This is a genomic window from Streptomyces sp. NPDC087420, assembly GCF_044744165.1.
Classification (GTDB): Bacteria; Actinomycetota; Actinomycetes; order Streptomycetales; family Streptomycetaceae; genus Streptomyces.
This window is the reverse complement of sequence record NZ_JBIUXU010000001.1, coordinates 138,125-161,656: the sequence shown is the minus strand read 5'-3', so window position 1 is coordinate 161,656 and position 23,532 is coordinate 138,125. Positions and strand designations below refer to the sequence as shown.

The following is a 23,532-nucleotide window of genomic DNA, read 5'->3' as shown; positions in this document are numbered from 1 at the left end:
AAATTTGCGCAGATTCATAGACTTCCTGCGGTCCCACTCCTAGCCTTTTCGCGTCCGCAGAGTCCCCACGAGCCGCAAGGACGTATGTCTGTGACACTCCCTCCGAGACGCCGTCTGCTTCGGCGCGGCATATCCGCATCGGTCTCGCTGGCCCTCGCCGTGGCCGGGACGGCCACCGCTGTGGTGCTGTCGACCGCACCCGCCGCGCAAGCCGCGGCGGTCCCCGCCCCCTCCCCCCTCAACGTTCCCGGCCGCGGCGCGACAGTGCCGTTCAAGGAGCAGGAGGCCGAGTACGCCGCCACCAACGGGACCCTGATCGGCCCCAACCGCCTCTACGGTTCGCTGCCTTCGGAAGCGTCGGGCCGGCAGGCCGTGACGCTGGACGCGGTCGGTGAGTACGTCGAGTTCACCCTCACCGCACCGGCGAACGCGATGACGTTCCGCTACTCACTGCCCGACAACTCCGCGGGCACCGGCCGGGACGCCGCTGTCGACCTGCGCGTCAACGGCACCTCCCTCAAGAGCGTGCCCGTGACCTCCAAGTACGGCTGGTATTACGGCGGTTACCCCTTCAACAACAACCCCGGCGACACCAACCCGCACCACTTCTACGACGAGACCCGCACGATGTTCGGGTCGACCCTGCCCACCGGTACGAAGATCAGGCTCCAGGTCTCCTCCACGGCCGCGTCGCCGACCTTCACCATCGACCTCGCCGACTTCGAGCAGGTGGCGGCGCCGATCGGCAAGCCGGCCGGCGCGCTGGACGTGGTGACCGACTTCGGCGCCGACCCGTCCGGGGCCACCGACTCCACGGCCAAGATCCAGGCCGCGGTCGACGCGGGCCGGACGCAGGGCAAGCAGGTCTACCTCCCCGAGGGCACGTTCCAGGTCCGCGACCACATCATCGTCGACCAGGTGACCCTCGCGGGCGCGGGCCCCTGGTACAGCGTGCTGACCGGACGCGATCCGTCCAACCGCGCCAAGGCGGTCGGCGTGTACGGCAAGTACGCCAACCAGGGCGGCAGCAGGAACGTCACCCTGAAGAACTTCGCCATCATCGGTGACATCCGCGAGCGCGAGGACAACGACCAGGTCAACGCCATCGGCGGGGCCATGTCCGACTCCACGGTCGACAACATCTGGATGCAGCACACCAAGTGCGGCGCCTGGATGGACGGCCCGATGAACAACTTCACCATCAAGAACAGCCGCATCCTCGACCAGACCGCGGACGGCGTCAATTTCCACATGGGCGTCACCAACTCCACCGTCACCAACACCTTCGTACGCAACTCCGGTGACGACGGCCTGGCCATGTGGGCCGAGAACGTGCCGAACGTGAACAACAAGTTCACGTTCAACACGGTGATCCTGCCGATCCTGGCGAACAACATCGTCACGTACGGCGGCAAGGACATCACCATCTCCGACAACGTCATGTCGGACACCATCACCAACGGCGGCGGGCTGCACATCGCCAACCGCTATCCCGGGGTCAACTCCGGTCAGGGCACGGCGGTCTCGGGTACCACGACCGCCGCGCGCAACACCCTGATCCGGGCCGGGAACAACGACTACAACTGGCAGTTCGGGGTCGGCGCCGTCTGGTTCAGCGGTCTCAACGAACCGGTCAACGGCACCATCAACATCACCGACAGCGAGATCCTGGACAGTTCGTACGCCGCGATCCACCTGATCGAGGGCGCGACGAACGCGTTGAACTTCAACAACATCCGGATCGACGGCGCGGGGACGTACGCGCTCCAGATCCAGTCGCCGGGCAAGGCCACGTTCACCAACGTCAAGGCCACCCACATCGCCCAGTCCAATCCGATCCACAACTGTGTCGGAACCGGCTTCCAGATCACCCAGGGCGCGGGTAACTCCGGCTGGTACGCGAACCCGCCGGCCTGCACGGGCCAGTGGCCGGCCCCGGTGTGGACCAACGGCGGTGTCCCGCAGGGCGGTACGAACCCGCCCACCGACCCGCCCACCACACCCCCGACCACGCCGCCCACCACCCCGCCCACCACTCCCCCGACGACCCCGCCGGCGGACACGGGCAACCAGGCCCAGGGCCGCCCGATCGCCGAGTCCGGTCACGCCGACGTGTACGGCGCGGGCAACGCGGTGGACGGCAACGCCGGCACGTACTGGGAGAGCACGAACAACGCCTTCCCCCAGTCCGTCACCGTCGACCTCGGAGCGGCGAAGGCGATCAAGCGGGTTGTCCTCAAGCTGCCCCCCGCGGCTGCGTGGGCGACCCGTACCCAGACCCTGAGTGTGCTGGGGAGCACCAACAACTCCTCGTTCAGCACCCTCAAGGCCTCGGCGGGCTACACCTTCAACCCGTCGGTCAACAGCAACTCCGTGACGATCACCCTGGACGGTACGTCCACCCGCTACCTGCGGGTGAACATCACCGGAAACACCGGGTGGCCGGCCGGGCAGCTCTCCGAGCTGGAGGCCTACACCAGCTGATCAGTTGGTGATCCTCCGCCCGGAACACGCGTGCGGGCCCGTCCGCGAAGGTCGGGCCCGCACTGCTGTGCCGCGGTCAGGTCAGGTGTCCGGTCGGCTGTCCGGTAGCCGACCGGTCAGCCGTCCGGTCAGCTGTCCGGCTCGCAGTCGACGTCGAGCAGCTGGATCGTGTACGTGGCGTCGAGATCCACGTACGCCTTGAAGGAGGAGGTGTTCGCGCCGCTCCCGCCCCAGTGCGCGGTCACCGTGGCCCAGCCCCGCCCGAGGGACTGCGCGGTCGTGGCCGGGCCGATGTCGATCGACTGCGGCGTGTTCTGCGCGCAGAGGAGCAGGTCGAATCCGTCGGTGTCCTTCACCCGCTGGGCGAGGTGCGGGGAGATGCCGTACTTGCGGGCGAAGGGGCCCGGGCCCTGCTCGCCGTAGAAGTCCTGGAGGAACGTACGGATCTCGGCCGCCGTGTAGCGGTTGTTCGGGTCGGTGGCGGTCGCGGCGGAAGCCGGCAGGGTCGCGGAGAGGGCGAGGCCGACGGCGGCGGCGACGCCGGCCGCCGCGACGGCGGAACGCCTGGCGGAGCGTGCGGTGACGCGGAACATGTGGATACCCCGTTTGTTGTGCTGCGCCCGTGGTCCCGGGCTGGTCACTGGATCAGACAAGGCCCGGGGGGTACGGGTTGTACCGCGCCGGGCGCTGTTGCCGTTCCGGGACGATCGGCACAGGTCTCATACGTCCCCGGCGGCACACGGCACACGGCGTACGGCCTACGGCTCACGCGTCGCCGAGGTAATACGTGTCCAGCCGCCCGCACATGCCGAAGCGGCCCCGGACGTCCGGGAGCCGGGAGCGCAGACGCGCCTCGGCCAGATGCGAGGAGTCGCCCGCGGCGAGCCGGTCGAGCTGGACCCCGGTCCGCCGTGCCGCCTCGGCCGCCCCGGCCTCCCAGCGGGCCCGCCAGTCCGCCAGCCGGGGCCGTATCAGCGCGGCGGCGGCCCGGTGGAACGCCCGCAGGGGCTCCGGGTCGCCGCGCTCCCCCGCCGTACGCAGCGCCGCGAAGCCCTCGACAGCCAGATCGCGCCGCCGGCGGGCGGCGGAGGCCTGCTCGGCCTCGGTGCCCTCGGGGATACGGACGGCTCGCGCGTACGTCTCCGGGTCGGTGAGGTACGGCGGTGGCAGCGTCAGCACCGCGTCCCCGGCCTCGGGCAGTCCGTTGTTCTGCATCAGGACGACGAGGCGCAGCCCGTCCTCGTTCACGAGCCGGTGGATGGTCCCGGGGGTGAACCACACCAGGCCGCCCGGCCCCAGGGGCGTGGTGGCGAAGCCGTCGGTCTCCGTCACGGTCTGGACGGCCCCGCGGCCCGCCGTCACGACGTACCCCTCCGAGCAGGTGAGGTGCAGGTGCGGGGTGCCGCCCCGGAGCCCGTCGGCGGCCTCCCAGTCGTACACGGCCAGGTGCGAGACCGCGACCGCTCCCGGCAGCCCGGCGAATCCGGCCGCCGCCTCACGCGTGCTGTGCTCCGCCCGCTCTCGCAGCTCTTCCATGGGACTCCTTCCGTCTCCCGGAAGGATGCGCGCCCGCGGCGGCGGGAAAACGCGCGTGGCGTGGATTCGCCGTGGCCTCGCGGCCCCGGAGCGCCGGTCCGGAGCACCGGCCCCGGGCCTCAGCGGGCGAGCACCGCCCGGATGGTCTTCCCGCCGTCCGGGCGTGGCAGGACGGTGACCTTGTCGGCCAGGCGCTGGATCATCGGCCAGCCGAACCCGCCCGTCCTGCCGGTGAGATCGGGGGTGCGGTCCTGCGGCTGCGCGGGACTGGGGTCGTCCACGGCGACCTGGAGGCTCCGGCAGTCCGCGCGCAACCGCAGGGACGTGACGTCCCCCGCGTGCCGCAGCGCGTTGGCCACCAGCTCGGACACGACCAGGATGACGTCCTGGGTCCTGCGCGGCGAGGGCGTCGGACTGAGGCCCGCGAGGAAGCCGTAGGCCGCGTCACGGGCGTCGGCCGCCAGCTGTGGCCGGGAATCGCACTCCGCAGGAGGAGGGAACGGGCTGTCGTGCGGGTGTGGGCGCTGCCAGGGGGTCGGATGGTTCGAATGAGAGGGATGGTGCGGGTGGTACATGTCGGCTCACCCCGAAGATCGGTCACGTCTTGCGGCGTCGGTCGTCCCGACGTGTACCCCCGCAGCCGCGAGCGAAGACCCTCAGAGGCGGTGACCCGGTCCGCGAGGCGATTTCCCCGGGGTCACCGGGCCTCCCTCTCCCCCGCGTCCGCGGTGAGAGCCGCCTCGACCGTCTCGTACAAAGGCAGCGCCGTCTCCAGGCCGATCACGGCGAACAGGCGCCGTACGAAGGCGGAGGGCCGGGCGAGGCGCAGCCGGGGGCCGAGGGTGGCGCGGGCCTGGAGCAGCACGTTCACCGTCGTGGAGTCGGCGAAGCTGACTCCGGCCAGATCCACGACGACGGAGCCCGTGACGGACTCGCCCGAGTGGGTCAGCGCCGTGGCGAGGGGCGCGACGCTGTCGAGGTCGAGCTCACCGGAAACGGTGAGAACGGCGGAGTCGCCGTTCTGTCGCGCCGTCACTCCCACGGTCCGGCCTGCGTTGTGAGGAGGTAGCACGGTAGTTCCTTCGGGGCGGCGGAAGGGGCGTTCACAACACGGTGGCACCCACGATAGAAGTGATAGTTGCCATTTGACAACATTCTCTTGTGAGCAACAATCTGTTCACTGCTCCGGAGCCGCCCCGCGCGCCTCCGGAGCGGCGATGTCGTGCGCGAAGTGATGTCGCGCGGAGAGTAACGTGCCCATCCCAGGAAGTAGGGCTGAATGAAGCTACGCGCTGTCCGCCACGTGGTCCCGCGCAGGCCCTGCGGCTGCGCTGTCCCCGGCGCCCAGGCGCTCGGTAGCCGCGGCACGGAACGCGGTGAGGCCCTTCGCCAGCATCAGGATGTCCGACGGATCCATCTGCTCCAGCACCATGGCGACCTCGCGCGTCCGGAAGGCGCGGTACTCGTCCAGCACCTGGTGACCGCGCCGGCTGAGCCGCAGCTCCACCTCGCGGCGGCTCGTCGGGCTCGGCGAGCGGACCACCAGCCCCATGGCCTCCATCCGGTCGCAGAGCCTGCTCAGCGAGGACGGGCGGGAGCCGAGGGCCTCACCGAGGGTCCGCAGGTTCGCGCCCTCGTACTTCTCCATGACGAGCAGGGCACGTAGTTGGGAGGGCGAGACCGGCCCCGAAGGCGCGGCCTCCTGACCTCGCCCCCACAGCACCTCGAGCAGTTCCGAGGCATTGGACGCGGCCTCGGCAACCTGCTCGGGCTGGTGCGGCTGACCGGTGAAGCGGGACATCGATTCACTCTTTCATCCGGCACGGGCCTTTGTCAGCCCAGACGGACCCGACCCTGGCAGAAGAAGGCCTGAACAACAGTGACTCTACTCGCGGACGTCGAAAGAGCGGTTCGCACAGCGGCGCCGCATGCTCTGGTGGACTCGCTCAGCGGTGCGCTGGCCCCGTACGGAGCGACCTCCGTACGGCTGTACCTCGCCGACTACGGGCTCACGGTGCTCCAGCCCGTCACGGGCGTCTCGGGCGCCCCGCACCCCGACGAGGCCCTGTCGCTGCACAACACGCCGGAGGGCCGGGCGTTCGGCAGCCAGGAGCCGCGCGGCGAGGAGGTCAGGCGCAAGGACGCGGTGGACCACCACCTGCCGGTCACCGTGCGGGGCGAGCGGCTGGGGGTCCTGACCGTACGTCTGCCGGGCGACCGTTCCACCCCTCACGCCGTCGACGAGCTGACGCAGGTCGCCGAGCTTCTGGGGCACGAGATCCTGGTGGCGGAGCGCGACACCGACCTGTACCGGCGGGCGCGCCGCGTGAACCGGCTCACCCTGGCGGCCGAGATGCAGTGGGAGCTGCTCCCGGCGCGGGCCTGCACCGCGCTGGAGTACGCGATCGGCGCCCAGCTGGAGCCCGCGTACGCCATCCACGGCGACAATTTCGACTGGTCCTCGGACGGCGACCAGCTCACCCTCGCGGTGACCAACGGGATGGGCGAGGGCATCCAGGCCTCCCTGCTGACCAATCTGGCGGTCAACGCGCTGCGCAACTCCCGCCGGGCCGGGATCGGGATCGCCGACCAGGCGGCGCTGGCGGACCAGGCGCTGTACGAACAGCACCGGGGCGCGTCCTACGTCTCGACGCTGCTGCTCCGCTTCGAGCTGGCGACCGGGACGGTCGAGGCGGTGGACGCGGGGTCGCCGCAGCTGTGGCGCCGGCGGGACAGGACGGTGGAGCGGATCCCGTTCGACGCGCAGCTGCCGCTGGGCATGTTCGAGGAGTCGGACTACCGGGTGCAGACGTTCCAGGCGCTCCCCGGCGACCGGTTCTTCTTCGTCAGCGACGGGGTGTACGCGGCGGTGTCGCCGCAGGGTGAGATCTACGGGGAGCGGGCACTGGCCCGGGCGATCAACGCGACGAGCCTGCTGCCGGCGGCGACGGTACCGCGCGCGGTACTGCAAGAGCTGGCCACGTACCGCGACGCCGAGTCGACGGACGACGCGCTGGTGCTGTGCCTGGACTGGTTCGGCCGGGAGAAGGACTGACACCGTCCGGAGCGTCGTCCCCGCGGGCCTGAGCATGCCCGGTGGGCGCCCACCGGCCGGGAAACGCCCCGTCGGGGCTGCCTGCCGCCGTACTGGGCGCCTCAGAGGTCGAACACCGCCCTGACCCGCTTGCCGACCGGGACCAGCTCCGAGGTGAGGCGGTCGCACAGGGCGTGGACGATCTCCAGGCCGTGCCCGCCGAGCCTGCTGGGGTCGCGCTCGAAGCGGCGCGGCAGCGTCACGCTGCTGTCGTACACCGTCACGGTCACCTGCCGGTCGGTGCCCTCCAGCTCCAGCAGGTACGGCCCGTGGCTGTGCCGCTCGGCGTTGGTGACCAGCTCGCTGACGACCAGGAGCAGGTCGCCGCGCCTGCGTTCCCCCACGTCGGCCAGCCACTCGGCCTCCAGCTGCTGGAGGAACCTGTCCGCGAGCTGCCTGGCCTCGGCGATGCAGCCGGGCTCGCCGGTGAACTGGCCGGCCTGGACCAGCGGCTGCACGTACGCTCCCGCGCCGGACGCGAAAGCCGAATCACTCATCCCACTCATCATCTGATCGTTCACTGTGCTCCTGCCCGCGCTCCCCGAGGGCGTCGGGCACCCCCCATCTCGGGACGGCTTATGCCCCCCGATGCGAGAGGTATGCCCGGCGATTTTTGTGAGGGGTGTCACGTCCGTCCGGGAAGCCGGACCACGGAGACGAAGAACTGGTCGATCTGCCGTACGGCGGCGATGAACTGATCGATGTCGACGGGCTTGGTGACATAGGCGTTGGCGTGCAGTTTGTAGCTGCGGAGGATGTCCTCCTCCGCCGACGACGTGGTCAGGACGACCACGGGGATGAGCGCCAGCTCGGGGTCGGTCTTGATCTGCTCCAGCACCTGGCGGCCGTCGTACTTGGGCAGGTTCAGGTCGAGCAGCACCAGGTCGGGCCGGGGCGCGTCCACGTACGCGCCGCGCCGGTAGAGGAAGTCGAGTGCCTCCTCCCCGTCCCGTACGACGTGCAGGGCGTTGCGGATCTTGTTGTCCTCGAACGCCTCGCGGGTCATCAGCTCGTCACCGGGGTCGTCCTCCACGAGCAGGACCGCGATGGGCTGCACCGGCATGATGGGCGTGTTCACTGGGCGACTCCGGGCGGGGTGGTGAGAAGGGCGTCGTGGGGCTGGTCCCCCGGGGGCATGCCCTCCACGGAGGGTACGTCGAGCGCGGGTACGGTGAAGTGGACGCGGGTGCCGCCGGTCTCCACGGGCTCCAGCCAGATCCTGCCGCCGTGGAACTCCACGATCTTGCGGCAGAGGGCGAGACCGATGCCGGTGCCTTCGTAGCTGTCGCGGGCGTGCAGCCGCTGGAAGATGACAAAGACCTTCTCGGCGAACTCGGGCGCGATCCCGATGCCGTTGTCCGCGACGGTCAGGTGCCACTCGCCGCCCTCGCGGACGCATCCGACCTCGATCCGGGACGGCTCGCCGGCCCTGCGGAACTTGACGGCGTTGCCGATGAGGTTCTGCCAGAGCATGGCGAGCGTGGTCGGATCACCGTTCATCTCGGGCAGCGGGTCCCGCCGTACGACGGTGGTGCCCGACTCCTCGACGACCAGGGCGAGATTGGCGAGCGCGCGGTCCAGCGCGCGGTCCAGGCCGACGGTCTTCCAGGCGTCGTGGACCCGGCCCACCCGGGAGAAGGTGAGCAGGTCGTTGATGAGGATCTGCATGCGCTTGGCGCCGTCGACCGCGAAGTCGATGTACTGCTTGCCGCGGTCGTCCAGTTCGTTTCCGTACCGTTTCTCCAGCAGCTGGCAGAACGAGGCGACCTTGCGCAGCGGCTCCTGGAGGTCGTGGGAGGCCACGTAGGCGAACTGTTCCAGTTCCGAGTTGGAGCGGCGCAGTTCCTCGGACTGTTCGGCGAGGCGGTCCTCGCGGAAGCGGGTCGAGGCGAGTTCGTCGGCCAGGCGGCGGCGCATGTCCTCGACGGCCGCGCCGACGGCCCGCAGGTCGGAGGGTCCGCCGACCTCGATGCGCTGGTCGAAGGCGCCGGCGCGCACGCCGTCCGACGCGGCGCGCAGCGCGTTGAGCGGCCGGCCCACCATGCGGTGGAGCACGATCCCGAGGCCGCCGACCGCGAGGAGGAAGACGACGAGGAGGGTGAAGAACACGACGTCGCGCAGCGTACGGGCGTGGTTCAGCTCGTCCCGCGCCCGGTCACGGGCGGTGTCCAGATGCTTCTGCTGTACGGCGAAGAGGCCGCGCAGCTCGTCGAAGGAGGTCTTGCTCCCGGTGAGCCGCTCCGCGGAGGCGGCTTCCGCGCCGCGCGTCCGTACGGAGGCGATCAGCGGCTCCGCCTGCCCGGTCCGCCACCGCTCGGCGGCGCGGGTGATCCGGTCGAGGTCCTCGGTGAACTGGCGGTCGGAGGCCACCCCGGCGGCGAGGGACCGGGTGTACCGGCGCTCGTCCTGGCGGCCCTGGTCGTACGGGGCGAGGAAGGAGGCTTCCGCGGTCAGCGCGAAGCCCCGTACGCCGGTCTCCTGGTCGAGCAGCGACTTCTGGAGCAGGAAGGCACCGGACCTGGCGGGCTGGATGCGGTCGACGAGTTCGTCGGTGCGGGCGTTCGTCGTGGACAGCAGCACCCCGCCGACAACCGCGCAGGCGCAGACGACCAGTACCACGGCGGCGAGGATCAGCCGGACCCAGCCCTGCACGGAGAGACGGGTGAGCGCGGCGCGCCAGGCCGAGGGGGGCGCGGGCGGGGCCGGGGGCGTACCACCCTGCCCGGGAATCCGTTCCTTGTCCGTATGCGTCACATCCTCCGTGCTCGTCCCGGTCCGCGTGCTCGCGCCGGCCCCGGTCCCCGTGCGGGTCCCCGTCCTCATGGGGCCGCTCTGGTGCGGTCCCACGCGCCGGCACATCTCACCGTGTGCCCCAACCGAGATGAAGTACGGCCACGTCGTCCGCGAGGCCGCCGTACGGCGCCGCTCCCTCGGCCGCCTCGTCCACCAGCGCGTCCACGAAGGCGTGCGCCCGCAGCGTGCCGTGTTTCCTGGCCAGGGCGAGCAGCCCTTCCTCGCCGAGGCGGGACGACGGTCCCGTACGGCCCTCGAAGAGCCCGTCGGTGAAGAGCACGACCTGTCCGCCGGGCGGCAGCGCCAGCTCGGTCCTGCTCCAGCGGCCGAGACCGGGCAGCAGCCCCAGGGCCATGCCCACCTCGGGTTCCTCCCAGGCCACCGCGGAGTGGTCGCGTACGAGCAGCCCCGGGTGGCCGGCTCTGACCACCTGTACGGTCCGGCCGCCGGGCGCGAAGTCGAGCGAGGTGACCGTGGCGAACACGTGCGGGTCGGCGCGTTCCGCGACGAGGATCTCCTCCAGGAGCCGCACCTGTTCCAGCTGTTCGGTGCCGCACAGCACGGCCGTGCGCCAGGCGACCCGCAGGCAGACGCCGAGGGCCGCTTCCGCGGCGCCGTGCCCGGACACGTCGCCTATCACCGCGTGCACGGCCCCGTCGGCGGTCTGCACGACGTCGTAGAAGTCACCGCTCAGCAGGCCGTGGGCACGGCCGGGCTCGTACCGGGCGACCGCCTGGAAGTTGTCGTCCCTGAGCAGGGGCACGGGCAGCAGGCCGCGCTCCAGACGGGCGTTCTCCTGCGCCATCAGGGCGTTGACGCGGAGGGCCGCGGTGGTCCTTTCGACCTGCTTGCGCTGGAGGGCGTAGCGGACCGCGCGGCTCAGGGTCTCCGGGTCGAGGCGGCCCTTGACGAGGTAGTCCTGGGCGCCGGTCGCCACGGCCGTGAGCCCGGCCTCGCCCTCGGCCGTCCCGGTGAGGACCACGATGGCCGCGTCGGGGGCGGTGTGGACGATACGGGTGACGGCGTCGAGGCCGTGGACGTCGGGCAGGTGGAGGTCGAGCAGGACGCACACGGGGGTGGTACAGCCGTCGAGGAACCGCTGCGCCTCGGCGAGCGATTTGCACCACGTCAGCGACGAGTCCAGGTCGCTGTCGGCGAGCATCTCCTCGACCAGCAGCGCGTCACCGGAGTCGTCCTCGACGAGCAGGATCCGCGTGTCGGCGGCGTGCGGGGCATCGCCGTCGAGCGCGGTGGTGTCCTGCGCGGGGACCGTTCCCCGGGTCCGGCGGACCCGCACGGGACGCGACGACAGGTCAACGGGCAACTCGACCACACTCCACCCCCTCATGCGAACGACGCGGGTTCACGGCGTCGTTTCCGGGCGGAAGCATATGCGACAACCGGAGCATCATTCCGGGCGTGTCGGGAGCACACCCCTTCCGGGGGAAGGTACCGGATCGACGAGGGGGCGGCGGCGCCCGGTGAAGGGGGTGGCGACACGCGCCGCGGGGGGTGGCGGCGCCCGGCGGAGGCTGTGGCACTGTGAGGAATCCGACGGCGAGAATGACGTGAAACATGCGATGCTCTTCGGCGGACACCCCTGCCGGTTGTCCAGTTGGTGAGGGTCACCTGGTGACTCATGGGGCACACAGAAGACACAGAGAAGAAACAGGTACTCATCGGCTCGCACGACGGCCGCGTACGGGGGTGCGGGGATGACTACGGTCGACGACGGAGCGGACAACGCCGTCACGGGAGCGCCGGCGTGGTTCGACGCCCGCCCGGCGGACGCCGCGGAGGCCCGTGCGCTGGCGCGCTCCTTCCTGGACGGGCACGCGGCGCCGGAGCGCACACTCGCCGATGTCCTGCTGGTCGTCTCGGAGCTGGTGACGAACGCCGTGCGGCACGCCGGCGGGGTGACGGCGTTCCGGGTCGCCGCCCGGCCCGGCGTGGTGGAGATCGTGGTGCAGGACGCGAGCCCGGTGCCGCCGGTCACCAAGGAGCACCGGGGGCAGTGGCTGCCCGGGGGCTACGGCTGGCCGCTGGTCAACCGGCTGGCCGAGGTGACCGTGGTGCCCCTGGGGGACGCCGGGAAGATCGTACGGGCGTCGGTGCGCCACCAGGACGTGTAGGCCGTCTCTTACGGATCCTGCCTCCCAGTGGCGAGGCTCCGCCGAGGAGCGTTCACTGAAAGTCCGGGGCCGGGCCCGTGTCCGTGGGAGAAACGGCTCCGCCGTGAGCAGCTCATGACGTCCAGCAGCAGGGCATGCGTGCTCCGCGGCCTGCACGGTGCCACGGAGCGCCGTCCCGGCGGCGAGAGCAGAGAGCAGGCACCCCTATGCCGTTCGTGAACGTCGGCCAGGAGAACAGTGGCCCCATCGACATCTACTACGAGGACCACGGCAGCGGCCGGCCGGTCGTCCTGATCCACGGCTATCCGTTGAACTGTCACTCGTGGGAGAAGCAGGAGCGCGTCCTGCTGGAGGCCGGGTACCGCGTGATCACGTACGACCGGCGGGGCTTCGGCAATTCCAGCCAGCCCGTGATCGGCCACGACTACGACACGTTCGCCGCCGACCTCAACACCCTCCTCGACCATCTCGCGTTCCCCGAAGTGACCCTGGTCGGTTTCTCGATGGGGACCGGCGAGGTGACCCGGTACCTCGGCACGTACGGCTCCGGCCGCGTCGACAAGGCCGTGCTGATGGGCGCCATCCCGCCGTTCCTCCTCAAGACCGACGACAACCCCGAGGGGGTGGACCGGTCGGTCTTCGAGGACATCAAGAAGGCGGTGGTCGCGGACCGGCCCGCGTACTTCAAGACGTTCCTTGACAACTTCTACAACGTCGACCAGTTCGCCGGGACCCGGATCAGCGACCAGGCGTGGAACAACAGCTTCAACATGGCCGTGGCGGCCTCGGCGCACTCCGCGTACGCGTGTGTGGACACGTGGCTGACGGACTTCCGCGAGGACCTGCCGAAGATCGATGTGCCGACGCTGCTGGTGCACGGCACCGCGGACCGGATCCTGCCGTACGACAACACGGCGAAGCGGCTTCCGGCGCTCATCAAGGACCTGACGTTCGTCACCGTCGACGGCGGGCCGCACAATGTGGCCTGGACGCACCCGGAGATCGTCAATCCGGCGCTGCTCGACTTCCTGGCGAACTGAGCGGGCGCTCCTGGCCGACCGACCGGCCACGCGCGTCAGGTCCCGGGTTCACCCGCCTTCCCGGGGCCTTCCGCGCGCGGCCGAGACCTCGACGAACTCCGCCCGTCCCGTCGCGGTCAGCCGGAGGACCGGGACGGCCTTGTCACGTGGGTTCCCGTTGTTCTGGAAGGAGAGGAAGCCGCTGGCCCCGGCCACCTGCTGCCCTCCGTTCATCTGGTGGAACATGCGGGCCACGGCGTCTCCCGTGACGGTGACCTTTCCTTGGCCGGCGGCCATCTGGATGCCTCTCGCCGCGGTCAGGACGGCGTCGTGCGCCATGATCGCCTGGCCGTCCTCCCGTGAGTTGTTGGGAAAGGTGGTGTCGAGGAAACCGCCCTCGGCGAAGTACCGCGCGGACGGCGCCGAGACCGCCTTCGGGTTCGTGCGGTACATGTCCGGGTGGGCCAGGCCCGTGTAGAGCACCTCGACCTGGGTCTTCGCGGCGGCGGCGAGCTGTTCCCTCGTCAGGTTGGTGGTGTCGTCACCGGCGATCACGGTGAACTCGACGTCCTGGCAGGCGCGGTTGGACAGCGCGTCGAGGAACCGCATGAGGTGGGTGCCGCGCCCGGCGAAGTAGATGACCTGGGGCTCCTCGTCGCAGAGCTGCGACGACATGAAGTTCATCTCGCTCTCCCAGGCGTTGGCCACCGATGAGTCGTACGTCATGGTCTCCGCGACGAGCCGGTGACCGGTGGCGGGGTCAGGGAAGGCGCGGGTGAACTCCGAGCCCAGGGTGGTGGCGTAGAGATTTCCCTTCGCCGCGTCCTGCACGACCACGGCCGTCCGGAACTTCTTCCGCTTGAGGTACGCGGCGGCGGCGTACGCCTCGTCGACGTTGGTGGGCGACACCCGGACGAAGTTGTGTATGTCCTTTATGCTCGTCGCCGTCATCGTGGACGCGACCATGGCGATGCCCTGCTTCGAGAGCAGGTCGACGGCCGCGCGGTTCTCGTCGGTGCTGGGGCCGAGTCCGGTGACCGCGACCAGCTTGTCGTCGGTGTTCTTGCGCTTGACCAGCTCACCGACGGTGTAGCGCCAATGGTCAGAGCCCCCACCGGTGTTGGCGATGAGGAGCCGGATCTTCGGGGACGCGGCCAGGTCGCCGCGGTTGTGCCGGTACTGCGCGAGATAGGCGCCCTGGAGTTCGTGCCGTACCGATTCGTCGGAGTTGCTGTCCGTACCGTCGAGGGTGAAGGACGTCATGTAGGCGACGCTGACGTACGGCTCGTCGCCGTTCTCGATACGGTCGTTCTCCTTCTCGATCTCCCTCTCGACCTGGGTGAGATGGCTCCGGAAGACGTACGAGCCGTCCGTCACCCCGACACACTCCTTGTCCTCCCCCCGTTTCACCACCCCGTCACCGCAGCGCGCCCTGCTGTCCTCCAGCCAGGACACGGCGAACCAGCCGCCCAGCGCGAGGACGACGGCGGCGACGCCGGCGAGCACGACCCGGCGGACGATGTGCAGCGGCCATTCGATTCTGACCATCGGATCAGACCTCCCCCGTCGTCTGCGGATGGCGCCAATGCCGGTACCGTTCGGCCTCGTTGAAGAGGGGCACGATGTCGTTCCTCCGGAGTTGGGACAGCTGCGTGAACCCTTCGGCGATCAGATGGGCCAGCCGCATCCCGGGGTCGGCGAGCGGATCGCTCCACACCCACCGCGCCACGACCAGGCCCTGGATCAGGGAGGCCGCGTCCACGGCCCGGGCGGGCCCGCGCCGGGAGCCCAGCGCGGCGAGCAGTTCCAGCGGGCCGCCCTCGTCCGGCAGCCGGTTGGGGGCCGAGGTGACCGTGTCGAACTCGCTGATCCACTGGGCGGCGGGCACCGCCGTGAAGCGCCGCAGCAGCTGGTCCGCCACGTCGTCCACACGCTGCACGGCAAGCTGGTGGTACATCTCCTGGACGGGCCGGCCCTCCGACCTGTAGTGCTCGGCGAGCAGTTCGTGCGCCATGTCCCAGTCGTCGGGGCGGCGGGCGAGTTGCCACAACAGCAGGCGCCGCAGCCAGGGATGGAGGGTGGGGACAAACGTGCCGGGCCCCGCCAGCAGCCAGCGTGCGCGCATCTCGCCGAACAACTCCTCGCCGTGGCCGAGGACTTGCGTACCCACGGAGAGGTCGCGGGCGGCGGCGCACTCGGCGAGCATGGCGCGCTCGACCGGGTCGATGCCGCGCAGCAGATGGCCGAGCGCGGTCTCGGCGAGGGTCGAACTGACCTCGCCCGTACGGAGTTGGCGGTCGGGGAGCTTGCGCAGCCAGCGGTCCTGGTCGGGCCCGGACTCGGCCGGGGCGCCCGACTGGCGCAACACGTCGAGGATCTGCTGCACCGCGCGCGGCAGTCCGCCGGTGAGCCGGTGCACGAACGGGGTGAGGCGGGTGTACTGCGCCAGCTCCGGGTGGCCGCCGAGCTGGAGTTCGATCCGGATGCGCACCTCGTCGAGGTTGAGGTCGCGCAGCCGCAGCGGGTACCACCAGGTGTCCTCGCCGTCCCGGGTGGGCCGGTAGGTGTGCCAGTCGGCGAGGGAGGCGCGGTCGGGGCCGCGCAGCTGCCACGGCCAGGCGTCGCCGGTGGCCGGGCCCCAGCGGGGCAGCCAGCGGTTGGAGCTGGCGACGACCGTGAGCGGGTCGCAGTCCCCGCCCGTCACGACGGTGTCGTCGTGACGGGCCCGTACGAGCAGGTCGAGGAAGCGCCTGCCGTACGGGGCGTGGGTGTTGTCCAGCAGGAGCAGGTGCGAGCGGGGCATGAAGTTGCGGGCGGTGTTGCGGCGCAGGTCCTCCAGGAACGCGGAGAACAGCACCCGGTCCAGCCGCTCCTGCTGCTGTTCGTCGCCGTCGTGGCGCCACAGGTTGAGCTCGACGAGCGCCTCCCACCGGTCGCCGCTGCGGATCAGGGGATGCGCGCCGAACCAGTGCGCCCCGGCGGTGAGCCGTCCCATGAGGCCGCGGACGGGCAGCCGCCGACCGCGCCGCAGGGCGTCCTGGAACACCGCGAGAGCGACGGACGAGGCGCCTTCCGGGACGCCGATGGCGCCCATGCCGACCTCGAAGAACGCCGCGAGGTAGTCGCCGTGCCTGGCTTCGTTGGCCTGCTGGAAGTGGTCGAGCTGGCGCTGCACCGCCCGGCGGCCCTGCGCCATGCTGTGGCCCTGGGCCATGCTGCGGATGTTCAGCTCCTCGTCCGAGGCGAGCAGCCCGAGGCTGAGGAGGGGGAAGCGGGAGCGGCCGTACCGGGGCAGCTTGCGCTCCAGCTGGCGGGCGAGCAGGGCGAGGGCGTAGCGCGGCAGCAGCGACTGCGTACCGCCGAAGTTGACGTACGCGAACGGGTGGTCGGGGCCGAAGTGCTCCATCAGGGCGCTGTGGGCCTCGCTGGCGCCGCTGCCGCGCGGGCCGAGCAGCATCGTGATCGGTCGGTCGGCGGTGGGCGGCTGCCTCAGGCATTCGTCGACGAGCGACAGGATGCCGCTGCGGCCGCGCAGTCCCAGACCGCTCCCGGACTCCATGACGGATCCCCCCTCCGCGGCCCGCCGTGCGCCCCCGTGACGGCCGGACGGCCCGCGAGTGCCCACGGTAGGCGGACGAACCCGTCAAGTCACGTGTGTTCGTGCTTCATCAGCCACCGGGGCACGAGGGAGGTGCCGTGGCGCCGGGGCGGTGATGGTCTCAGCTCAGGACGCCGGTGCCCAGCAGGCCGAGGAGCAGCACACCGACGATGATCCGGTAGATCACGAAGGCGTTGAAGGAATGCTTGGCGACGAACTTGAGCAGCCAGGAGATGGAGCCGTACGCGACGACGAAGGAGACGAGGGTCCCGGCGACCAGCGGGGCGGCGCCGACCCCCGCGCCGAGCGCGTCCTTCAGCTCGTAGAGGCCCGCGCCGGTGAGGGCCGGGATGCCGAGGAAGAACGACAGGCGGGTGGCGGCCACCCGGTCGAGGTCGAGGAGGAGCGCGGTGGACATCGTGGCGCCGGACCGCGAGAAGCCGGGGAAGAGCAGGGCCAGGATCTGTGAACTGCCCACCAGCATCGCGTCTTTGAACGAGGTGTCGTCCTCGCCGCGTTTGTGCCGGCTCATCTGGTCGGCCACCCACATCACACCGCTGCCGACGATCAGGGAGGCCGCCACCACCCAGAGCGACGCCAGGGGGCCCTGGATCAGCGGTTTGGCGGCCAGTCCCACCAGCACGATCGGGATCGTCGCGTAGATGACCCACCAGGCGAACTTGTAGTCGTGGTGGTAGCGCTCCTCGGGCTCCCGCAGGCCGGTGACCCAGGCGGTGAGGATCCTGACGATGTCCTTGTAGAAGTAGACGAGCACGGCGGCGATGGCACCGACCTGGATGACGGCGGAGAAGCCGATGACGGCGTCGTCGTCGACCGGGATGCCCATCAGGCCCTCGGTGATCTTCAGATGACCGGTGGAGGAGACCGGGAGGAACTCGGTCACGCCTTCGACGGCGCCGAGGATGACGGCCTGGCCGACGCTGATCACGCTCATCGGATCTCTTTCCGGAGGGTTCGAGGGGTACGGGAGCGGAGACACGGGCGCCGACCGCCTGTACGTCCGCCTGCCTGTACGTCTACTGCACTGTAGACGATGTCGGCGGCCGCGACGCTCTCAGGCCGTCCGGCAGCGTGTCCCCGTACCCCCGCGGAACCCCGTCAGGCGCCCAGCCGGTTGATCTCCGGGCTGTACAGCACGTGCGGCTCCGCGCCCCGCAGGCCGACCACGGCGAGCATCGCCCGGCCCAGGTGTTCCGTCGTGGTCACATGCGCGGGCATCACGCGGCGCAGCAGCGGATGGAGCCAGGAGGTCAGGCCGTACATCAGCCGGTAGACGGGCGTCCTGGACCTTGCCCCGTTGCGGGGCTGGATGTAGCCGGGCCGGAACATGTAGGCCGGGAAGTCCATGGCCAGCAGTTCGTTCTCGGTGCGGCCCTTGACCCGCGCCCACGCGCTCCGGCCGCGCTCGGTGCTGTCGGTGCCCTCGCCGGAGACGTACGTGAAGGTCAGACCGGGGCTGCGGCGCGCGAGCGCCCGGGCCGCGGCGAGGGTGTAGTCGTGGGTGATACGGCGGTACTCGTCCTCGCTCCGGCCGGACGAGGAGACGCCGAGGCAGTAGAAGCACGCGTCGAGCCCCGAGAGCTCGTCCTCGATCGCGCTGAAGTCGGTGAAGTCGTCGTGGACGATCTCGCGGACCTTGGGAGGGTGCCCGCCGGCTCTCGTACGGCCCACGAGGACCACGCTCTCCACCCGCTCGTCCAGCACACATGCGCGCAGGACACCCTGCCCGACCATGCCGGACGCCCCAAAGATGATGATGACCTTCACGTTCGACCGCCCTCGTGTGACCCGGCGCGGCCCCGTACACACCGCACGCTCGCTTAACCATCCGGTTAGACAGGGGCATCGTAGCCGCACCCCTCCGTCGGTCGCCCGCCGGGACGGTGGGTCCGGGGACCGGCCGGGCCCCAGGTGTGATCCCGCGCCTCGGCGAGGCCCACTAGCGTGCCCCCATGACGAGTAAATCCGACGCCACGCGGGCCCGCCTTCTGGACGCGGCCACCGAGGAGTTCGCGGCCCATGGACTGGCCGGCGCCCGGGTGGACCGTATCGCCGCCGCCGCTTCCGCGAACAAGAACCTGATCTACGTCTACTTCGGGAACAAGGAAGCGCTCTTCGACAGCGTCTTCAGCAGAGCGGTCGACACCTACCTGGCGGCGGTGGACTTCGACCCCGAGGACCTGCCGGGGTACGCGGGCGCGCTCTTCGACTTCTTCATGACGCGGCCCCACCTGATGCGCCTGTCGCGCTGGCACAGCCTGGAACGCCCCGGCGAGCAGCGGCGGCTGCCGCTGCTCGCGGCCACCGCCCGGGACAAGCGCGCGGCGCTGGCCGAGGCCCAGCGGAAGGGTGCGGTCGAACCGGCCCTGGCGGCGCCCCACTTGTGGGAGATGGTGCTGTCCCTGGCCGCCACCTGGGCGCCGGGGAGCCCCGATCCGCTGACGAAGGACACCGATCCGCAGGAGATCGCGGCCCGGCGTCACGCACTGGTCGTCGCGGTCGGACTGCTCAGCCGTCCCGGCGCGGAGCGGAGGCGGAGCGCCGGCCCGGAGGCCAGTTAGCCATCCGGTTAGTTATGGATAAACTGATCGGATGCGGAAGAAGTCCGATGCCACCAAGGCCCGCCTGTTGGCGGCGGCGACCCAGGAGTTCGCCGCGTACGGGATCGCGGGCGCGCGGGTGGACCGTATCGCCGCGTCGGCCGCCGCCAACAAGAACCTGCTGTACGTGTACTTCGGCAACAAGGAACGTCTCTTCGACGCGGTCCACGAGGCCGCGATCCAGGAGCTCCTGGAGGCGGCGCCCTTCGACGCCACGGACCTGCCCGGGTACGCGGGGGCCCTCTTCGACTTCTATCTGGCCCACCCGCACCTGATCAAGCTCGCCCGCTGGCACGGCCTGGAGCGCCCCGGGACGGTGCGTCTGCCGCTGGCGCGGGAGTCCACCCGGGCCAAGCTGCGCGGCCTGGCCGCGGCCCAGGCGGACGGGCTGGTGGACGCGGGGCTGCCCGCCGCCGTGCTGCTGACCCTGGTGCTCACGCTGTCGTCCGCGTACAGCGAGGGTTCCCTGGAGCCGCTCACGGCGACCGACGATCCCGCGCTCCTCACGTCCCGCCGCCACGCCGTGGTCGTGTCGGTGGGCCGCCTGACCCGCCCGCCCGGTGCACTCTGAGGACTCGTCGGTCCGTACCCGTCCCCGTCCCGCCGGGAGTCCCGGATGAGCAAGGCCCTCCCTCTCGAAGCCACCCCTGACCTGCGAGGCCGCCTGGCCCTGGTCACCGGGGCCAACAGCGGCATCGGGTTCGGTGTCGCCCGCCGCTTCGCGCGGGCGGGCGCCGAGGTCGTCCTGGCCGTACGGAACACCGCCAAGGGCCGGGAGGCCGCCGAGCGCCTCGGCGACCCGGCGCCCGGCGGCGGCCGGGTGCGGGTGGAACAGGTGGACCTGTCCTCGCTCGCTTCGGTCGGGGATCTGTGCGGCAGGCTGAACACCGAAGGACGGCCGCTCCACTACCTGGTCAACAACGCCGGGATCCTCGCCCCGCCGCAACGGTCGCTCTCCCCGGACGGCATCGAGCTCCAGCTCGCCACCAACCACCTGGGCCACTTCGCCCTGACGGGACTGCTCCTGCCCCTGCTGCGGCAGGCCGGCGGACGGGTGGTGAGCATGGGCAGCCTCACGGCCCGTACCGCCCGCCTCTCCCCCGAGGACCTCCGGGGCGGGACGTACCGCCCGTACGCCGCCCACGGCACGTCCAAGCTCGCCCAGCTCGTCTTCGCCCTCGAACTGGACCGGCGCAGCCGGCTCCACGGGTGGGGCATCGGCAGCAACGCCGCCCACCCCGGCGCCGTGGTCACCAACCTCCAGGTGACGGGCCCGACCCTCGGCGGCCACCGCGCGGGCCTGGTGGCCCGGCTCACCACCCGGATCTACCAGCTGCCCGGCCTGGGGCACGGCGTGGCCCCGGCGTCCCTGCTCCCGTTCTTCGCCGCGACGGCCGGGCAGGCGGAGGGCGGCGCCTACTACGGCCCCGCGGGCTTCGCCGAACTCACCGGCCCGCCGGCCCGGGCGAAGGTCCCCGCCCGCGCCCGGGACACGCGGACGGCCGCGCGGCTGTGGACGGCCTCCGAGGCACTCACGGGGGTGGCTTTCCCGGACTCCGGCGACTGACCGGCCGTACCTGACCGCGCCGGCCGCGGGCCCGCTCTCCGAAAAGACGGACAGGCCCTAGCCGCGCGGGAGGCGCGCCATCCGGTAGAGCATGGTGCGCTGCCGTTCCGTGGTGAACGGCGGGAGCAGGCCGCCGGAGAAGCGTGCGAGGAGCCGGCTCTGCACGCTGACCGACTTGGGGTTGGTGAACGCCTCGAAGCCGACCCTGCCGCCCCGGTAGCGCCCCATGCCGCTGGGCCCGACACCCCCGAACCCCATGCTGGTCGACATGGCGTGCAGGGACAGCTCGTTGACCGACACACCGCCGCTGGACGTCTCGTCGACCACCCGGCGGATCGCCCGGCGGTTCCTGCCGAAGACGTACAGCGCCAGCGGTTTCTCCTTCGCGTTGACCAGGTCCAGCGCCTGGTCGAGCGTGCGGTACGTGTAGACCGACAGGACCGGGCCGAAGACCTCCTCCCGGTGCACGGCGAGGCGGTCGTCCGGGTCGACGACGATGGTCAGCGGCAGCTGCCGCGTCTCCGGGTCGAGGGTCTCGCCGCGGTAGCGGTCCGGCTGGACGACCCGGAACCCCTTCTCCCGCGCCTCGGCGACATAGCCGAGGACACGGTCGTACGAGCGCCGGTCGATGATCGCGGAGACTTCCGGATTGCCCTGCACCGTGGGAAAGTCGGTGACAGTCTTCTCGATCACCGCGTCGAGGAACGCCTCCAGCGACGCCTCGGGCACCAGCGCGTAGTCGACACACAGGCAGATCTGACCGCCGTTGCCGAGCCGCCCCTGCGCGACCTTCGCGCCCACCGCCGCGATGTCCGCGTCCGGCAGGACCACCGCCGGGCACTTGCCGCCCAGCTCCAGGATCACGGGCGTCAGGTTCGGCGCCGCGGCGGCCAGGATCTTCCGCCCGACGCCCGTACCGCCGGTGAAGACGAACTTGTCCCACGGCAGCGCGGAGAAGTGCGCGGAGATGTCGGGTCCGCCGCTCACCACCGCCAGCTCGCTCTCGTCGAAGTACCGGGCGACCAGCCGGCCCAGTACCCCGGCCGTACGCGGGGTCAGCTCCGAGGGCTTGACCATCACGCGGTTCCCCGCCGCCAGCGCCTCGACCGCCGGGTCCAGCGCCAGACTGACCGGCGCGTTGAACGGCGACATCACACCGACCACACCGAGCGGCTCGTTGACCACATAGCTGCGCACGCCCGCGAGACCCAGCGCGCCCGACGACCGCCGCCGCGGCTTCACCCACTTCTTGAGATGCCGCTTGATGTGCGGAAGGTGCGACATCACGGCGAAGATGTCCGCCCCGACGATCTGGTCACGGCTGCGGTGGCCGAAGTCGGCCTGGAGCGCGTCCACCAGCTCGGTGTAGTTCTCCTGGAGCATCTTCTCGACGCGCTCCAGCCGGTCCAGCCGCTCGGCGAGGGTGGGGGGCCTGGCCGGCGAGTAGGACGCCTTCTGCACCTGGAAGATCCGGTCCACGTCCTGAGCCGTGCTCACCGCGATGCCGGCGGTCGTGTCCGCGTCGGTCGTCATCTCTGCGTCGGTCGTCATGTCTGTCTCCCGGGGTGGCGAATAAACCATCTAGTTAGTTTTACATCATCGACAGAGATGCGCCAGCCGGACGTGGGCAAAATGTCCATTTTTACGGCCACCTCGGTGGAACAATGCCGACGACCGTCACCTGCGGAGGAGCGCGCCATGGCCACCCAGCGGATCCCGCTCAACCTCTTCGGCACGTCCTTCGGCCTGGTGGGCCTCGCCGGCTGCTGGGTGACCGCCGGCGCGCAGGGCCATGTGACCGACGCGGTCGGGAACGCCCTGCTGGCGCTGACCGCCGTGGTCTGGCTGGCCACCGTGGGGTTCTACCTGCGGTACGTCCTGACCACGCGCGGCGCCTTCGTGGCGGACCTGCTGGACGACGTGGGGAGCCCGTTCGCCGCTCTCGCGCTCATCACACCGATGCTGCTCGCGTCCGAGGGCATCGCCCCGCACGCCCCGACCGCCGGGAAGGTCCTGGTGGACGTCTTCCTCGTGCTCACCGTGCTGGCCGGCGGCTGGTTCACCGGCCAGTGGATCTACGGTCCGCTCGCGCTCGACCGGCTGCACCCCGGGTACTTCCTGCCCACCGTCGCCGGCGGATTCGTCGCGGCGACCAGCGCCGCGCAGGTGGGTCAGGAGCGACTGGCCCAGGCGATGTTCGGCCTCGGCATCGCCTGCTGGTTCATCCTCGGGTCCATGATCATGGCGAGGCTGTTCTTCCGCCCGCCGCTGCCACCCCCGCTCATGCCGACCCTGGCGATCGAGATGGCACCCCCGGCCGTGGGGAGCGTCGCGTACTTCGCCCTCGACGGGAACCGCCTGGACATCGTCGCGGCGGGCCTGGCGGGGTACGGGCTGGTGATGGTGGGGGCGCAGCTCAGGCTGCTGCCCGGCTATCTGCGTCTCGGCTTCGCCCCCAGCACCTGGTCCTTCGCCTTCTCCTGGGCCGCCGTGGTCACCACCACGCTGCACTGGAACGAGCTGGGGCGGCCGGACGGGCGCACCGTCTACACCTACCTGCTGCTGGCCGCGATCACCGCGTTCGTGGGCGGTATCGCCGCGAGGACGGTGCTTGCCGTCGTACGGCGCCAACTGTTGCCGAAGGGCAGCTGACGCTGCCGAAGAGCAGCTGACTTCGGGGCGGCACCA

The 23,532-nt window shown here is 70.8% G+C and carries 22 protein-coding genes; 8 read left to right on the top strand and 14 right to left on the bottom strand.

Translation table 11 applies throughout. The features are described 5' to 3' along the window. Positions 1–90: 90 nt before the first annotated feature. A complete protein-coding gene (locus ACIO1C_RS00720; protein WP_401856891.1) occupies positions 91–2,484 on the top strand; it encodes a discoidin domain-containing protein in 2,394 nt (797 codons plus the stop codon). Between the two features lie 128 nt (positions 2,485–2,612). Here ACIO1C_RS00720 and ACIO1C_RS00715 read toward each other — a convergent pair whose 3' ends face one another. The 5 genes from ACIO1C_RS00715 to ACIO1C_RS00695 all read right to left on the bottom strand — a co-directional run bounded on the left by ACIO1C_RS00715 (position 2,613) and on the right by ACIO1C_RS00695 (position 5,821). Next, complete coding sequence (locus ACIO1C_RS00715) at positions 2,613–3,077, bottom strand: hypothetical protein (RefSeq protein WP_401856890.1); 465 nt, start codon at positions 3,075–3,077, stop codon at positions 2,613–2,615. A 172-nt stretch (positions 3,078–3,249) separates the two neighbouring features. Then, positions 3,250–4,020, bottom strand: coding sequence for a cupin domain-containing protein (locus ACIO1C_RS00710; protein ID WP_401856889.1), 771 nt, complete (start codon positions 4,018–4,020; stop codon positions 3,250–3,252). Between the two features lie 119 nt (positions 4,021–4,139). After that, on the bottom strand, positions 4,140–4,595 hold the full coding sequence (locus ACIO1C_RS00705; protein WP_401856888.1) for an ATP-binding protein: 456 nt from the start codon (positions 4,593–4,595) through the stop codon (positions 4,140–4,142). Positions 4,596–4,717: 122 nt separating this feature from the next. Next, on the bottom strand, positions 4,718–5,062 hold the full coding sequence (locus tag ACIO1C_RS00700) for an STAS domain-containing protein (protein WP_401857967.1): 345 nt from the start codon (positions 5,060–5,062) through the stop codon (positions 4,718–4,720). Between the two features lie 243 nt (positions 5,063–5,305). Next, positions 5,306–5,821 (bottom strand): MarR family winged helix-turn-helix transcriptional regulator, encoded by a 516-nt coding sequence (locus tag ACIO1C_RS00695; protein ID WP_401856886.1) that lies wholly within the window; start codon positions 5,819–5,821, stop codon positions 5,306–5,308. A 135-nt stretch (positions 5,822–5,956) separates the two neighbouring features. Here ACIO1C_RS00695 and ACIO1C_RS00690 point away from each other — a divergent pair, with 135 nt between their 5' ends. After that, positions 5,957–7,075: a PP2C family protein-serine/threonine phosphatase gene (locus tag ACIO1C_RS00690; protein WP_401856885.1), complete on the top strand. Its 1,119-nt coding sequence runs from the start codon at positions 5,957–5,959 to the stop codon at positions 7,073–7,075. 101 nt (positions 7,076–7,176) lie between these two features. On the opposite strand, the gene ACIO1C_RS00685 is transcribed toward ACIO1C_RS00690, so the two are convergent. From ACIO1C_RS00685 to ACIO1C_RS00670, 4 genes are all read right to left on the bottom strand, one after another. Beyond that, positions 7,177–7,611, bottom strand: coding sequence for an ATP-binding protein (locus ACIO1C_RS00685; protein WP_401856883.1), 435 nt, complete (start codon positions 7,609–7,611; stop codon positions 7,177–7,179). Positions 7,612–7,739: 128 nt separating this feature from the next. Then, positions 7,740–8,192, bottom strand: a complete 453-nt coding sequence (locus ACIO1C_RS00680) for a response regulator (RefSeq protein ID WP_401856882.1) — start codon at positions 8,190–8,192, stop codon at positions 7,740–7,742. Continuing rightward, on the bottom strand, positions 8,189–9,937 hold the full coding sequence (locus ACIO1C_RS00675; RefSeq protein ID WP_401856880.1) for an ATP-binding protein: 1,749 nt from the start codon (positions 9,935–9,937) through the stop codon (positions 8,189–8,191). Before ACIO1C_RS00675 ends, ACIO1C_RS00680 begins: the two co-directional genes overlap by 4 nt. Before the next feature lie 37 nt (positions 9,938–9,974). Then, a complete protein-coding gene (locus ACIO1C_RS00670; RefSeq protein ID WP_401857964.1) occupies positions 9,975–11,117 on the bottom strand; it encodes a PP2C family protein-serine/threonine phosphatase in 1,143 nt (380 codons plus the stop codon). 505 nt (positions 11,118–11,622) lie between these two features. Between ACIO1C_RS00670 and ACIO1C_RS00665 the strand changes: the two genes are divergently transcribed. Together ACIO1C_RS00665 and ACIO1C_RS00660 are read left to right on the top strand one after the other, a co-directional pair. Further along, complete coding sequence (locus ACIO1C_RS00665; protein WP_401856879.1) at positions 11,623–12,039, top strand: ATP-binding protein; 417 nt, start codon at positions 11,623–11,625, stop codon at positions 12,037–12,039. Positions 12,040–12,245: 206 nt separating this feature from the next. Then, on the top strand, positions 12,246–13,079 hold the full coding sequence (locus ACIO1C_RS00660; RefSeq protein ID WP_401856878.1) for an alpha/beta fold hydrolase: 834 nt from the start codon (positions 12,246–12,248) through the stop codon (positions 13,077–13,079). Positions 13,080–13,127: 48 nt separating this feature from the next. On the opposite strand, the gene ACIO1C_RS00655 is transcribed toward ACIO1C_RS00660, so the two are convergent. The 4 genes from ACIO1C_RS00655 to ACIO1C_RS00640 form a co-directional block, all read right to left on the bottom strand. After that, positions 13,128–14,606 carry a branched-chain amino acid ABC transporter substrate-binding protein gene (locus ACIO1C_RS00655; RefSeq protein WP_401856877.1) on the bottom strand — a complete coding sequence of 493 codons (1,479 nt, stop codon included), beginning with the start codon at positions 14,604–14,606 and terminating at the stop codon, positions 13,128–13,130. 4 nt (positions 14,607–14,610) lie between these two features. Beyond that, positions 14,611–16,617 (bottom strand): hypothetical protein, encoded by a 2,007-nt coding sequence (locus tag ACIO1C_RS00650; RefSeq protein WP_401856876.1) that lies wholly within the window; start codon positions 16,615–16,617, stop codon positions 14,611–14,613. A 160-nt stretch (positions 16,618–16,777) separates the two neighbouring features. Further along, the gene (locus tag ACIO1C_RS00645) at positions 16,778–17,611 is read right to left on the bottom strand and encodes an undecaprenyl-diphosphate phosphatase (RefSeq protein WP_401856874.1); all 834 of its coding nucleotides are present in this window, start codon (positions 17,609–17,611) and stop codon (positions 16,778–16,780) included. A 164-nt stretch (positions 17,612–17,775) separates the two neighbouring features. Then, positions 17,776–18,444: an NAD-dependent epimerase/dehydratase family protein gene (locus ACIO1C_RS00640; RefSeq protein WP_401856872.1), complete on the bottom strand. Its 669-nt coding sequence runs from the start codon at positions 18,442–18,444 to the stop codon at positions 17,776–17,778. 185 nt (positions 18,445–18,629) lie between these two features. Between ACIO1C_RS00640 and ACIO1C_RS00635 the strand changes: the two genes are divergently transcribed. From ACIO1C_RS00635 to ACIO1C_RS00625, 3 genes are read left to right on the top strand one after another with little or no spacing between them, the layout of a single operon-like run. Next, positions 18,630–19,238: a TetR family transcriptional regulator gene (locus ACIO1C_RS00635; protein WP_401856871.1), complete on the top strand. Its 609-nt coding sequence runs from the start codon at positions 18,630–18,632 to the stop codon at positions 19,236–19,238. A gap of 31 nt (positions 19,239–19,269) precedes the next feature. Continuing rightward, positions 19,270–19,848 carry a TetR family transcriptional regulator gene (locus ACIO1C_RS00630; protein WP_401856869.1) on the top strand — a complete coding sequence of 193 codons (579 nt, stop codon included), beginning with the start codon at positions 19,270–19,272 and terminating at the stop codon, positions 19,846–19,848. Positions 19,849–19,893: 45 nt separating this feature from the next. Next, positions 19,894–20,844, top strand: coding sequence for an SDR family oxidoreductase (locus tag ACIO1C_RS00625; protein ID WP_401856867.1), 951 nt, complete (start codon positions 19,894–19,896; stop codon positions 20,842–20,844). A 57-nt stretch (positions 20,845–20,901) separates the two neighbouring features. Here ACIO1C_RS00625 and ACIO1C_RS00620 read toward each other — a convergent pair whose 3' ends face one another. Then, positions 20,902–22,395, bottom strand: coding sequence for an aldehyde dehydrogenase family protein (locus ACIO1C_RS00620; protein WP_401856865.1), 1,494 nt, complete (start codon positions 22,393–22,395; stop codon positions 20,902–20,904). A gap of 147 nt (positions 22,396–22,542) precedes the next feature. On the opposite strand from ACIO1C_RS00620, the gene ACIO1C_RS00615 reads away from it, so the two are divergent. Further along, complete coding sequence (locus ACIO1C_RS00615; RefSeq protein ID WP_401856864.1) at positions 22,543–23,496, top strand: TDT family transporter; 954 nt, start codon at positions 22,543–22,545, stop codon at positions 23,494–23,496. The last annotated feature ends 36 nt before the right edge of the window (positions 23,497–23,532 follow it).

What these genes read in the sequence shown, in the direction of transcription:
- ACIO1C_RS00650 (WP_401856876.1), bottom strand. Translation starts at nt 16,617, where the DNA reads ATGGAGTCCGGGAGCGGTCTGGGACTGCGCGGCCGCAGCGGCATCCTG.
- ACIO1C_RS00645 (WP_401856874.1), bottom strand. Translation starts at nt 17,611, where the DNA reads ATGAGCGTGATCAGCGTCGGCCAGGCCGTCATCCTCGGCGCCGTCGAA.
- ACIO1C_RS00615 (WP_401856864.1), top strand. Translation starts at nt 22,543, where the DNA reads ATGGCCACCCAGCGGATCCCGCTCAACCTCTTCGGCACGTCCTTCGGC.
- ACIO1C_RS00685 (WP_401856883.1), bottom strand. Translation starts at nt 7,611, where the DNA reads ATGAGTGATTCGGCTTTCGCGTCCGGCGCGGGAGCGTACGTGCAGCCG.
- ACIO1C_RS00625 (WP_401856867.1), top strand. Translation starts at nt 19,894, where the DNA reads ATGAGCAAGGCCCTCCCTCTCGAAGCCACCCCTGACCTGCGAGGCCGC.
- ACIO1C_RS00695 (WP_401856886.1), bottom strand. Translation starts at nt 5,821, where the DNA reads ATGTCCCGCTTCACCGGTCAGCCGCACCAGCCCGAGCAGGTTGCCGAG.
- ACIO1C_RS00675 (WP_401856880.1), bottom strand. Translation starts at nt 9,937, where the DNA reads ATGAGGACGGGGACCCGCACGGGGACCGGGGCCGGCGCGAGCACGCGG.
- ACIO1C_RS00635 (WP_401856871.1), top strand. Translation starts at nt 18,630, where the DNA reads ATGACGAGTAAATCCGACGCCACGCGGGCCCGCCTTCTGGACGCGGCC.
- ACIO1C_RS00660 (WP_401856878.1), top strand. Translation starts at nt 12,246, where the DNA reads ATGCCGTTCGTGAACGTCGGCCAGGAGAACAGTGGCCCCATCGACATC.
- ACIO1C_RS00705 (WP_401856888.1), bottom strand. Translation starts at nt 4,595, where the DNA reads ATGTACCACCCGCACCATCCCTCTCATTCGAACCATCCGACCCCCTGG.
- ACIO1C_RS00715 (WP_401856890.1), bottom strand. Translation starts at nt 3,077, where the DNA reads ATGTTCCGCGTCACCGCACGCTCCGCCAGGCGTTCCGCCGTCGCGGCG.
- ACIO1C_RS00620 (WP_401856865.1), bottom strand. Translation starts at nt 22,395, where the DNA reads ATGACGACCGACGCAGAGATGACGACCGACGCGGACACGACCGCCGGC.
- ACIO1C_RS00710 (WP_401856889.1), bottom strand. Translation starts at nt 4,020, where the DNA reads ATGGAAGAGCTGCGAGAGCGGGCGGAGCACAGCACGCGTGAGGCGGCG.
- ACIO1C_RS00665 (WP_401856879.1), top strand. Translation starts at nt 11,623, where the DNA reads ATGACTACGGTCGACGACGGAGCGGACAACGCCGTCACGGGAGCGCCG.
- ACIO1C_RS00630 (WP_401856869.1), top strand. Translation starts at nt 19,270, where the DNA reads ATGCGGAAGAAGTCCGATGCCACCAAGGCCCGCCTGTTGGCGGCGGCG.
- ACIO1C_RS00655 (WP_401856877.1), bottom strand. Translation starts at nt 14,606, where the DNA reads ATGGTCAGAATCGAATGGCCGCTGCACATCGTCCGCCGGGTCGTGCTC.